The 12,638-nt window shown below is 38.1% G+C and carries 9 protein-coding genes; 5 read left to right on the plus strand and 4 right to left on the minus strand.

Going from position 1 to position 12,638, the window contains the following annotated elements:
- Positions 1-287: 287 nt before the first annotated feature.
- Positions 288-2,516: a motility associated factor glycosyltransferase family protein gene (locus tag B5D46_RS05895; RefSeq protein WP_078928667.1), complete on the minus strand. Its 2,229-nt coding sequence runs from the start codon at positions 2,514-2,516 to the stop codon at positions 288-290.
- A 217-nt stretch (positions 2,517-2,733) separates the two neighbouring features.
- On the opposite strand from B5D46_RS05895, the gene B5D46_RS05900 reads away from it, so the two are divergent.
- On the plus strand, positions 2,734-4,998 hold the full coding sequence (locus B5D46_RS05900) for a motility associated factor glycosyltransferase family protein (RefSeq protein ID WP_078928668.1): 2,265 nt from the start codon (positions 2,734-2,736) through the stop codon (positions 4,996-4,998).
- Between the two features lie 672 nt (positions 4,999-5,670).
- On the opposite strand, the gene clpB is transcribed toward B5D46_RS05900, so the two are convergent.
- The 3 genes from clpB to rluD form a co-directional block, all read right to left on the minus strand.
- Complete coding sequence (clpB, locus tag B5D46_RS05905; protein ID WP_078928669.1) at positions 5,671-8,265, minus strand: ATP-dependent chaperone ClpB; 2,595 nt, start codon at positions 8,263-8,265, stop codon at positions 5,671-5,673.
- 97 nt (positions 8,266-8,362) lie between these two features.
- Positions 8,363-9,142, minus strand: a complete 780-nt coding sequence (gene pgeF / locus B5D46_RS05910; RefSeq protein ID WP_078928670.1) for a peptidoglycan editing factor PgeF — start codon at positions 9,140-9,142, stop codon at positions 8,363-8,365.
- Positions 9,126-10,100 carry a 23S rRNA pseudouridine(1911/1915/1917) synthase RluD gene (gene rluD / locus B5D46_RS05915; protein WP_078928671.1) on the minus strand — a complete coding sequence of 325 codons (975 nt, stop codon included), beginning with the start codon at positions 10,098-10,100 and terminating at the stop codon, positions 9,126-9,128. Before rluD ends, pgeF begins: the two co-directional genes overlap by 17 nt.
- A gap of 105 nt (positions 10,101-10,205) precedes the next feature.
- Here rluD and B5D46_RS05920 point away from each other — a divergent pair, with 105 nt between their 5' ends.
- The 4 genes from B5D46_RS05920 to B5D46_RS05935 all read left to right on the plus strand — a co-directional run.
- A complete protein-coding gene (locus tag B5D46_RS05920) occupies positions 10,206-10,955 on the plus strand; it encodes an outer membrane protein assembly factor BamD (protein WP_159443032.1) in 750 nt (249 codons plus the stop codon).
- A gap of 51 nt (positions 10,956-11,006) precedes the next feature.
- Positions 11,007-11,705 carry a pseudouridine synthase gene (locus B5D46_RS05925; RefSeq protein ID WP_234973828.1) on the plus strand — a complete coding sequence of 233 codons (699 nt, stop codon included), beginning with the start codon at positions 11,007-11,009 and terminating at the stop codon, positions 11,703-11,705.
- A gap of 108 nt (positions 11,706-11,813) precedes the next feature.
- The gene (locus tag B5D46_RS05930) at positions 11,814-12,029 is read left to right on the plus strand and encodes a hypothetical protein (RefSeq protein ID WP_078928673.1); all 216 of its coding nucleotides are present in this window, start codon (positions 11,814-11,816) and stop codon (positions 12,027-12,029) included.
- A 400-nt stretch (positions 12,030-12,429) separates the two neighbouring features.
- Positions 12,430-12,638, plus strand: a 209-nt coding sequence (locus B5D46_RS05935) for a hypothetical protein (RefSeq protein WP_143675611.1), incomplete at its 3' end; no start/stop codon positions are given.

Genomic DNA, 12,638 nt, shown 5'->3' on the forward strand with positions numbered 1-12,638 from the left:
AAAAGAATGAATTCGAGAAAAGGCCTACCTTAATCTATTATCGTAACAGTTAGAAATAAATTTAAAACCAATTTCTATAGTTATACATACAACACTTAAAAAAAATCAAATATACCAAACAAGAAATCTCGTTCTCTCCATTTTTTCACAATTGAAAAATAAAAAAAAAGCGAACGCTCACAATAAAGAGTTTGACAACCTCATAAAAGATACAGATACTAGGCTCCATACATTTTTATGGGAATATTCCCTCATCGAACCATGTTTCGAGAAAAGAAATAGTATTTTCACTCGTACCTCTTCACAAATGTTTTCAGAGGATCGTCAAACAGGGTTCTGATAATCTCAAATTTACCCGGGAATGGAGGAGCCTTACCATAGGATGTATCCATTCCTACCTGACAATCTTTAAAATATTTTCTATGATCCCACATGGCATAATCAGGTAGATAAGAGAATAGCACCTGAGCTTCATTTAAGAAGTCTTTCACCAGACTCATAATCCTGTTGGCAGCCTCTATACATTTAGACTCATCTGCGCAGTGATAAAGAGCTCTTGAAACCAGAATAAACAGATTCTGAATACTGCCATTTAAGACAGATCCATAGTAGAATGTTTCTCTGTCATTCATAAGATCAGATATATATTCTGAAAGCTTTACCATCACCTTAACATAATCAACTCTATTATCTGGCAGGTTATCAAGTATATTAAGAGATTTCTGACAGATTTCATTAAACTTCACAGAATCAAAGAGCTTGCTGAAGGCATGTTCAGGGAAGTGTAAAACAGCAGTTTTCTCCCCAATTACATATTCAGAGAACTTCTGTTTATCAATATCAGGCTTTGCTGAAAACTCTTTGATAAGATCTTCAGAATGAGTAGGAATGGTATTCTCCATAAAAATACCATCAGAACAGTTATGACAGACAAGCTTTTCATTGTTTAGTTTCTCCATCTGCAACAGGAAGCTTATATTATGCCCCGACATGACAAAAAAGAAACTGCTCTCACATTGTCCACCGAAATTACCCGGCAGAACTTTCTCTATCTGATAAGGACCAGCATTATCCACAACACCTCTGTTGGTGTACAGGGTGGTGTAGGAGGAGTGCATATTGTTAGTACCTATCTTTTTACCGTTATCAACTCCGAAAAGATAGATATTTTCAAACCCAAAGTAGATGGCAGAAGCCAGTCCCGCATTTCCTACCACAGGATTTGACAGCTTTATCTCCTGTATTTTTTCAAGCTCAGGATAATAAGCGGTTAAATAAGGGAAAAACGGTTCATCATTCTTGGCAAAAATAGCTGAGTTCTTAAAATATTTAAGAGTATTTCTGTGGCAGGTATCTGATGCAACAATGATAATATCCTGTAAAAACTTCTGATCTGGAATAACACCAAGAGTTGAATCTCCAACGTTAAACGTTCTTTCCAGATTTACATAAAAATCAGGTTTTATCCCTGCATGGTAAAGAGAATCAATAGCCGTTCCACAGGCGACTACAATTGCCTTATCCTGATATTTTCTTAAAAAAGGAATATCGTGATCGAAGGATGGACCAGCACCAATTACAAATACAGGCAAATCTTTATATTCTTTCTTTAAAGGCTTATTTAAGACAAACCTATGCTTGTTATTTATAAGCTCAATGCCCTGACTTGTCGCAAACAGGTGATCATCAAAGAAGCCTATGGCTTCGTGGATCTGATCAAAGTGTTTTTTTATCTCATCCCAGGTCTTCCTGGTCTCATCATTTATGTAATGAATATATGTAAACCAGGAGCCGGATAAGAACAGACCAGATTTCTTATAGGCAGATTCTATATCTAAAAATAGATGATCTGTATCAACTCCGATAATAAAATGAATCAGATGCTCACTTTCATGCAGATAATCAAGAAGATTACTCCAGTCAAAAGCAAACATTGAAGCATAAAACAGGTCTGGATCAGGTTCAACCAGTACCAGATTCTCAATCTCAACCTGTTCATAGAGTCTTGCAAGATGATAGCCAAGACCTATACCAATCATCAGGCAGTTTGGGAATGACTTAATATCCTTTATTAAAAGCTCTTTATCTCTAGGTAGGGAATTCTCAATCGCCACAGCTTGGTTACTGTATTTAAAATGAATCTGCCCATATGGGTCAAATTCTTTCTGATATTTGGTCTGCTGAACTTTGGCCTCTGACAGAAACTTATCCATCTCCTCCTGACAGTACTGGATAGGGTCTTCAGTTTTATAAAAGAATTCATTCTTCTGAGTAAATATCAGGTTAGGAATGCCGTTTGTGGTACAGAAGAATTCAAAACTTTTGACAGGGGTATAAGACTCAAATCTTTTGGCTATATCTGGGTAGTACTTTTTAAATGACTCCAAGTTATTACAGAATCTCTCTTCGAGAAACTGATACATATCAGACTGGATTTTCTTTAATTCAGCAAGATTCTGTACAGATAATTCCTGATTATTCTCGGAGCTGATTTCATTTCCTTTATTCTTTTGCATAAATCACAAGCCTGTCTTATTTCCTGTTTAGTGGTCAAAAAACTAAGTGATAGAGATATTCTTTTGTATCTAGTTTACAAGAACCAATTATTACAAACTCCAATACAGATTTGATTTTTCTTATTCATTTTTGGAGTAAAGTCTAAAACGCAGAACAATAATAAATGATATGATAGGAAAAACAAATAACTATCTCAAATACAAGATTTTTTTATAAATGACAGAACAACAGATTAACCCATTCATACACAAAGATTCAGAATTAGAACAGCTTGAAAAAAAGTATTCTGATATCTTTATTAAAAGTCTTGAAGACCTCCATGAAATAACCTCTCTGCAGCAGGTTATGAAAGAAGGACTTAAGGATCGTTTTAACAGAAATATGGAAGCTTTTAGGAAATATATTCCAGATGTAGCCAAAACATTTGAAAAATACACCCCTAAAACAAATATGGACTTTTTCTGTCTAAAAAATGAAATTCCAAATCTGATTTTTACAGACAGCAATGATATTCTGTATAAAACAGCAGATCCTTTTGAGCTAACTCATAATCAGATTTCAAATATCATAAACAATTCAAACATCAACCAGTTAAGGTATCAGGTTGAGTATGACCCATATGGTCAGCTTCATTTTAAATACAACAACAGACTTGTTGAAATTGAACAGTCTGTTATCAGAGATAAAACTGTTACTCCCAAGCAGATCGAATCTCTTCCAAACTGTGTAATGCTTGGAATTGGACTGGGATATCCACTTGCTGATCTTTACAATCAGGTAGAAATAGCCAACCTGATTATTGTGGAACCAAATACTGATATATTCTACGCATCGTTACAGGCTTTCGAATGGGCTCCTTTTCTAGATTACATATTTGAAAACAAGCTTGGAATTCATCTGATGCTGGGGCAGAATTCAGATCAGTTCTTTATTGATCTGGAAAGATTCTATGAACGTCATGGAAGATTCCTTTCTGGAACCTGGCTTGGATTTATCCATTATTCCAACAAAAAAGTAAAAGAATTCATTTCATTATTTGATAAGCACTACAGATCAATTAATGCAGCAATGGGCTTTACCGATGATCATCTTTTCGGAGCATCCCATGCATGTTATGCAGTCTTAAATGAAAAGAACTTTGTTTTAAATACCCCATTAAAAGAAGAATACAAAAACAAACCTGTATTTATCATCGGTTCTGGTCCATCTTTAGATCACGATATTCCTTTTATTCGTAAATATCAGGATAAGGCAGTTATTATTGCCTGTGGAACAGCAATAGATGCTTTATACCATGCGGGAATAAAACCAGATTTTTATGCTAATACCGAAAGAACTCCACAGATAAAACAAGCTCTAAGCACAATTTCTGATAAAGAGTTTTTTGATGATATTGTTCTTTTAACCGGTGATGTATGCCATCCATATACCTTAAACGAATTTAAGCATACAGCTATATTCGGTAAGCCAGATGAACCATTCTATCCATATTTTGCAATGAATTTTCCTGAGTTCAGAAAAGTTCAGCACATTCAGCTTATGAACCCGCTTGTCGGTAATATGGGACTATCCGGAGCAGTATACTTCGGGTTTAACAATCTCTATCTGTTTGGATTAGATAACGGTAAAAAGACTGGTACTAATTCAATGCATTCAGAATTCACCACTCTGTACAAGGAAAGAGGTGTTGGAGATACAGGAGGAAACTATACTATCACCAAGACCGTTCCAGCTAATTTCGGTGGAACATGTGAAACAGGATATCTTTTTGATCTATCAAGAAGAAATATGGATTTTGTGCTGCAGATGGAAAAGCTTGGCAGACCTGATCTTGTCTGTCATAACTGTTCTGATGGAGCATTGCTTGAACAGGCACAACCAGTTCACAGTGAAGATTTGAACAACATTTTTGATAAGCTTCCTGATATAGATAAAAAAGAATTATTCACTTATATAACACAGGAGAAAACATCTAAAATCAGCCTTTCAAAGGAGCTGATTACAAAGGCTTTCAATAATGAGATCTTTACTCAAACCTGTAACAAAATAAAGTCCATAATACTCAAAAAACCAGACAACAGAGTTGATTACATAAAGAATATGGAAACAGTTTCCGAGGTTCTTTATTACCTGAAAACGGATCCATCAACATATTTCTACGGAGCATCATTAGAAGGTTCGATACAGACCTTCTTTATGCAGATCGCAAGAATGCTTTATCACAGCAGAGATGAAAAAGCATGTATAGCTCTTGCTGACAAGGGAATGGACGTTATCGCAGACTTTCTGGATGAAATTCCTAACCTGTTCAGTCATATGCCTTTCATATACCTAGGAGAGCATCAGAAAATCTATAAGGATGGAAAGGTTGGAATTGATATGCCTAACTGTAAGGCGCCAAATCTGCCTCAGATGCAGATTCTGGTAAAGGATGACGGATATAGAGATCCTTTATCTAAGTTTATAAAAAAACACGAGTAAAACTCATTAACGGCTTCGGCATGAAAATGCGGAACATCTCATTTATTACTTATATATTCAAGAATCCAAGTAGGCTATACCCAAGATATTGAGAAATATGATTTCGAAAAAAAATTAGTAACTCTTCTACAAGGAGTACAGAATTTTTCAAATTTATTCTTTTCTTGTTTGATTAGAATTCTTAATATTGGATTTTTGTAAAAGTGACAATGCAATTTTTCAAATAAGAGATAAAAACGTAAATTAATAAAGAGATAACAAAACAAACAGAAAAAGGAATGTAATAATATAAGCGCGCGGTTTTCCCGCAAGGGTGGCTCTAGCTCATACTAGAGTCATTTCCGCTGACCCTAGTAGGTAGAGCCTTGTAATAAACGAAAGATAAGGTTTCAAAATGAAATATATCTTTATATTTATTATCCTGGTTTTACTATTCTGGTGTCCAGCCGCTTGGTAAAACCGCAGTCAAGGGTGGAGAGAAATCTCTGCCCTTTGTCTTTATTATAGCCTAAAAAATTCAAAAACTCACATTCTGTATAAAGCTGTGAGTATTATTTTGATAGGATAATGATGCTATACAACAGACCTCGCCATAAGATTCTGACTTAAGGTCAAAACGATGGCGAGGTTATTCCTAACGTTAATACAAATTACACGTTATCAAAAAGCCCATTATGCCTGCTTTACAGCTTTACAGCTGAGCTTGCCATCCTTATCAATCTCAAGATTCAAAGCCTTGTTGGTTGGAATCTTGCCTGACAACAGCAGCTTAGATAGAGGATCTGCAATCTCATTCTGAATTGCTCTACGTAAAGGTCTTGCACCAAATACAGGATCAAAACCAACTGTTGCAACTCTCTCGTAGATACTGTCACCAAGTGATAGCTCAAAGCCTGCATTCTTAAGTCTGTTGGACAGAGTCTCAAGCTGAATCTTGGCAATACTCTTAATGTGCTCATGATTCAGAGGATGGAATACCACTGTCTCATCAACACGGTTGAGGAATTCAGGTTTAAAGTTCTGTTCAAGGATATTAAGAAGCTTTGCTTTTATCGCATCATAATCACTCTTGCCACTCTCCTCCTGAATCATTGCTGAGCCAAGATTTGATGTCATGATGATTACTGTATTTCTAAAATCAACAGTTCTTCCCTGACCATCAGTCAGACGACCATCATCCAGAACCTGCAGAAGAATATTGAAAACGTCAGGATGAGCTTTTTCAATTTCATCCAGAAGGATCACAGAGTAAGGTCTGCGACGTACTGCTTCTGTCAGATATCCTCCCTGCTCATAACCGACATATCCTGGAGGCGCACCAACCAATCTGGAAACGGTGTGCTTTTCCATAAACTCAGACATATCGATACGAACCATTGCCTTTTCCGTATCAAACAGGAATTCAGCTAAGGCTTTACACAGCTCAGTCTTACCAACACCAGTTGGGCCTAGGAACATGAAAGAACCAATTGGTCTGTTTGGATCAGATAGACCTGCTCTGCTACGTCTGATAGCATTGGCAATAGCTTCAACCGCTTCACTCTGTCCGATAACACGCTTATGCAATGACTCTTCCATTCTCAGAAGTTTTGAACGTTCTCCCTCAAGCATCTTTGATACAGGAATACCGGTAGCTTTAGATACAACCTCTGCAATTTCTGCGTCTGTAACCTTGTTACGAACAAGCTGAGTATCAGATCCATTTCCGGAAGCCTCGTTGATTTGTGCAATCTGCTTTTCAAGAGTTGGGATGATACCGTACTGCAGCTCACTCATTCTGTTAAGATCACTGTTTCTCTTGGCAACATCAAACTCATGACGAGCAGCATCAAGTTTAACCTTCAGCTTCTGGGTACCATCTAAAATCAGCTTATCGTGCTTCCACATATCGGTGAGTTTTTTGTATTCCTCATCCTTCTGTGCAATTTCTTCATCAATAGCAGCAAGACGTTTCTTACTTGCATCATCAGTTTCCTTTGCAACGGTCTGACGTTCCATCTTCAGCTGAATAAGACGTCGATCCAGTTTATCCAAAGGCTCAGGCTTAGAGTCAATCTGCAGTCTGATACTTGCAGCAGCCTCGTCAATAAGGTCAATAGCCTTATCAGGAAGCTGTCTGTCAGATATATATCTGTTGGACAGAGTTGCTGCTGCTACAATTGCAGGGTCTGTAATCTGAACGTGATGATGAATCTCATAACGCTCTTTAAGGCCACGCAGAATAGCGATTGTGCTCTCAACTGAAGGCTCCCCAACGAAAACCTTCTGGAAACGACGCTCTAAAGCTGCATCCTTTTCAACATACTGACGGTACTCATCAAGGGTTGTTGCACCCATGCAATGTAAATCACCACGAGCCAGAGCAGGTTTCAACATATTGCCAGCATCCATTGAGCCCTCAGACTTACCTGCGCCAACCATGGTATGTAACTCGTCTATGAACAGAATGATCTTTCCCTCTTCCTTGGCAAGATCGTTTAAAACTGCCTTTAGACGCTCCTCAAACTCACCACGATATTTTGCACCGGCAATCAGAGCACCTAAATCCAGAGATAAAACTCTTTTGTTCTTTAGCCCCTCAGGAACCTCGCCCTTTACAATACGCTGAGCCAAACCTTCAACAATAGCAGTTTTACCTACACCAGGCTCACCAATTAGTACAGGATTATTCTTGGTTCTTCTCTGCAGAACCTGCATAGTACGACGGATCTCGTCATCTCTACCGATTACAGGATCAAGCTTACCCTTCTCTGCGCGCTCGGTTAAATCAATGCAGTATTTCTTTAAAGCACCACGGGTGTTTTCTGCATTCTCATCATTAACCTTCTTACCACCACGAATTTCTTTTAGCGCTGCATTCAGTTTCTCTTTTGTAAGGTTACAACGGGAGAAAATCTCCTTTAATTCGCTGTCTCCTTCCAATGCTGCTAACACAAAGAGTTCAGAGGAAATATAAGAGTCACCAGCTTTCTGAGCAAGTTTGTCACATAGATTCAATAATCTTCCGGTCTGAGGTGAAAGCTGAATGTCTCCACCAACACCAGATACTTTTGGAAGCTTGTCTAATGCCTTATCTACAAGTAATTTCAATGCAGTAGGATCTGAACCTGCCAATGTAACCAGAGGTCTAATAGCACCATCTTCCTGTGCCAGAAGAGCTGACATTACATGAATTGGTTCGATAAACTGATTATCATGTCCTACAGCTAAAGATTGAGCATCAGCAAGCGCTTCTTGGAATTTAGCTGTAAATCTGTCTAAACGCATGATTGATACCTCATATTCATATTCTTTCAGTTTACTTATCTTGTCTAAATATGAATATGGGGGCTTATTGCAATTTTTTAAAGAGAAGGGATATTTTTTAATTGATAGATATTATCGATGCCATACGTCCTGTCACATTTGATCTGCGATAGGAATAATACTTCTCATCAGAATATGTGTCTTCTCCACTGTAAACAATGTTGTTAACGCCACACTCAGTTAAAGCCTGAGAGCAAAGCAAAGGCAGAGAGCAAAGATATTTGCCGTTGTCTTCTGAAACGAAGGCTTCTTTTGCATGAGAGAAATTCTCAGAAAACAGATCTAAGACTTCCTGTCCTACCTCAAAACTCTTTGGTCCAATACATGGACCAATATAAGCATGAATATTTGAAAGAGAACACCTTCTCATAAGAGTTACAGCATTCTTAACGATTCCTGCCTTCAGACCTTTCCATCCACAGTGTACTGCAGCTATAACCTTTTTATCTTCACTAGCCATAAGCAGAGGAAGACAGTCTGCTGTAAGTACAGCCAGAGCAACATTTCTGTCATTTGTTACGATGCCATCAGCCTCTATGCCTAAAGAAACGGCCTCAGTACCTCTAAGCATAGCCTTGGCACTCTGCGCATTTCTGTAATCACACAGAACAACCTTGTCAGAATGAGTCTGATTCATCCACACAATGCTCTTATGAACGGACTTCTCCAGAGTCTGTCTATTTTTCAGAACAATATGCTCATCATCACCGACATGAAGACCTAGATTAAAGCCTTTATATGGATCTTCACTGTTACCGCCATCCCTGATGGTATAAGCAGCAGTTATTCCGTTAAGAAAATTCTCGACCTCAACAAGAGAACTACAGTTTTTCGCCATTTACCCTTTCATCCTCTCTAAGAAGTTCAATCAGCCTATTAAAATCGTCTGGGATAGGAGCATCAAAAGACATTGGCTCTCCACTTATAGGATGAATAAATTCAATATGAGCTGCATGAAGAGCCTGATGGCGATAGTTTCTTAACGCATCTGACAGCTCCTCTGAAGCGCCCTTCATCAGACGCAGACGTTTAATGCCATAGGTACCGTCACCTAATAGAGGATGATCGATTGATGCCATATGAACACGGATCTGATGAGTTCTACCGGTTTCAAGACGCAGTCTTAAAAGAGTATGTTCTCGGAACTGTTCCATAACTCTGTAGTGAGTTACAGCCTCTCTTCCCATGCCGTCACAAACTGTAGCCATTTTTGTACGGTTATGAGGGTCACGACTAATATCTTTTTCGATAGTACCACCAGCAGTAATCAGACCTTCACAGATTGCCTCATATTCGCGAACAACATCGTGTTTACTGATTGCGCGGACAAGTTTAATCTGAGCATATTTTGAAAGAGCAATCACCATTAAACCTGAGGTGTCTTTATCAAGACGGTGAACAATACCTGCTCTTGCAAGCTGTGCTGTGCAAGGGAAATGGTATAGCATAGCATTCATAACAGTACCGTCCTTTACACCGGCACCAGGATGAACAACCAGTCCGACAGGCTTATTTATAACAATAAGATCATCATCCTGATAAATGATGTCCAGAGGAATATCCTGAGGAACGGCATCAAGATTCTCTGGTTCAGGAAGATCTACTTCAATTTCCTGACCTGTACTTACCTTTACGCTAGGCTTTTTTGTAATTGTTCCATCAACGCTGACAAGTCCATTCTTGATGAACTCACCCAATGTACTTCTTGAGTTTGTGTCATCAAATGAAGCCAATGCAGCATCCAGTCTCTTACCATGAAGCTCGTCAGTTACTATATATTTAATTTTTTCAGCCATAAGCTCACTATCAAAAATTTAGATTAGATATTTACTCCTGCATAAGATAACATATACAATGATAAATTGTATCTATATTAAAAATAAAACATGAGGCTGAATTTGATGTTTAAGAAGATTCTCATGCCATTTGTAATTGCAACAGCAATTGCAGTAACAGGCTGCTCTTCAGACAAAATTGAAAAAGATGCGGTGCCAGATTTATCTCAGGAAGCTTTACATGCAAAAGCTCGTCAGATGGCTGCATCAGGTGATTATGCAAAAGCTAGAGATTATCTTGAAGCTCTAGATTCAAGATATCCTTTTGGCGAACTTACCGATCAAGTCCAGCTAGATCTTATTTATGTAAACTACAAATCACGCAAATCTGCTGAAACTACAGCTGCAATTGAAAGATTCCTACGTTTAAATCCAAATTCACAGTATGCAGATTATGTTCTGTATATGAAGGGTTTAAACGAAATGCAGAAACACGGCTCTCTGATTCAGGATTTCTTAGGATTCGATCGCTCTCAGAAAGATCCTCAGAATTATTTTGATGCCTATAAGGCCTTCAAGGATCTTATAGACAGATATCCTAACTCTCCATACGCAGCTGATGCATATCATCGTCTTGTCTATATCAAGAATCAGCTTGCAAAGAGAGAATGGGCTATCGCAAGCTATTATCAGGATAGAGGAGCACTGGTTTCAGCAATTCGTCACTGCCAGGCAATTATCTATACCTACTATGACACTGAGTACTGCGAAAAAGCTTTCAAGATGATGGCTGAGGATTATAAGAAGTTAGGTCTACAGCTTCCTTCATCTAATGTAGAGAAGGTAATTGCTGCTTCTACCTTCGAGAAGAAATAATATTCGTCACATGGCATGAGTAGCTCTTACTCATGCCTCTAGGACTAAAACTTGAACAGTTTTAAATACAATCCACCAAAAGAACCATTTCTCGACATACTTTTCCATGACGAACATATCATGGTGGTTAACAAACCATCCGGTCTATTGAGTGTTCCAGGACGTCTTCCAGAAAACCATGACAGCATTATTGCCAGAATTCAGACAATGCACGCTGATGCTATGGCAGTACACAGACTTGATATGGATACCTCTGGAATCATGGTTGTAGGACTCAACAAACAGGCTATATCCAATCTTGGACGACAGTTCAATATAAAAACAGTCTCAAAAAGATATGTTGCCCTTGTGAATGGAGAGATTCCTGAATCAGGTGAAGTAAATTTACCTTTACGCTGTGATATTGAAAACAGACCACTTCAGATCGTCGATTTTAAACAGGGAAAGGAATGTAAAACGCTGTTCAGTAAACTGAAGAACTGCATTATAAGCGATGAATACCAGTCAGATAATATAAGTGCCGTGAAACTCACCCCTGTAACAGGAAGATCTCATCAGCTCAGGGTTCATATGGCACAGATTGGACACCCAATATTGGGAGACAGATTCTATGCATCAGAAGAGGTAATGAACAAAACTGACAGATTATGTCTGCATGCCTTTTATCTGAAATTCAGCCATCCTGAAACAAATCAACCGCTTGAGTTCTCAGTTAAAACTGATTTTCTAAATAATCTACCTTCTCTATAAAAATAGAGTCACTTCACACAAAGAAACATCTTTCTTTGAATATATTAATAATTTTTTGTTTTTTTAATATGATAAAGACAGATATAGTGAACTTGTGGTGAATTATGTATGAACTATACCTCCAACTACGATCTTTCTCATGATGAGCTTATAAAATCACAAGCAATCCTAAGAAAGATTCATGATAAAACAAAACAGGGAATTGATAATGGAAAAGGTCCTTTCTATGCAGAGCTTTACGATGAGCATTTCAATTTCGTTTTGGGAGCATCAAACAGCGTAGTTGAAACTCAATGTGCCTTGAATCATGCTGAAATGAAGTAAGATTCCCAAACCTGTTTTTTCGCACTTTTAAATAAAGCTTTTGCTAATCCCAGGAACGCGTTCCCAGGATTTAATCATGTATCTGGGATTATTCCAATGAACGCGTTCCTGGGATTTAATCAGGTTTCTGGGATTTCCAACAAACGCGTTTGTTGGATTGGCAGGATCAGCGTTTGATTATCTGATATTTAGTGAATTCAAAACCTTCTGACAGGGATACCATATCCCAGGTGAGGATTTTCTTTGTCAGAGACTTACCTTCTCTGATGTAGGCTGTCCATTGCTTTTCAATACAGTACTATATGAATAGTATGTAGAGAATGGAAATAAATTTAACGGACGCAATTTCCAGACTCTAGGTACTTCAAAATAAGCTTGTATTCCTAGGTTCACCATAGCTTTGATTGAAGTTGTAATCAACAGACATTTAATCGGAGCTACCTTTCGTATGAAACCTAAGCTTAGTGATTATGAACTTGCAACCATTGCTTACCATCGTGACACGCTTGGTGTAAATCCTGTCGCTGTTGATGTGGCAAGCAGAGTTATGCAGGTCTGTTATTTTGACAGCGATAAGAAGCTACTCAAAAACTTTCAGCTTGCCCGCAG

Source organism: Succinivibrio dextrinosolvens DSM 3072 (assembly GCF_900167015.1).
Taxonomy (GTDB): Bacteria; Pseudomonadota; Gammaproteobacteria; order Enterobacterales; family Succinivibrionaceae; genus Succinivibrio; species Succinivibrio dextrinosolvens.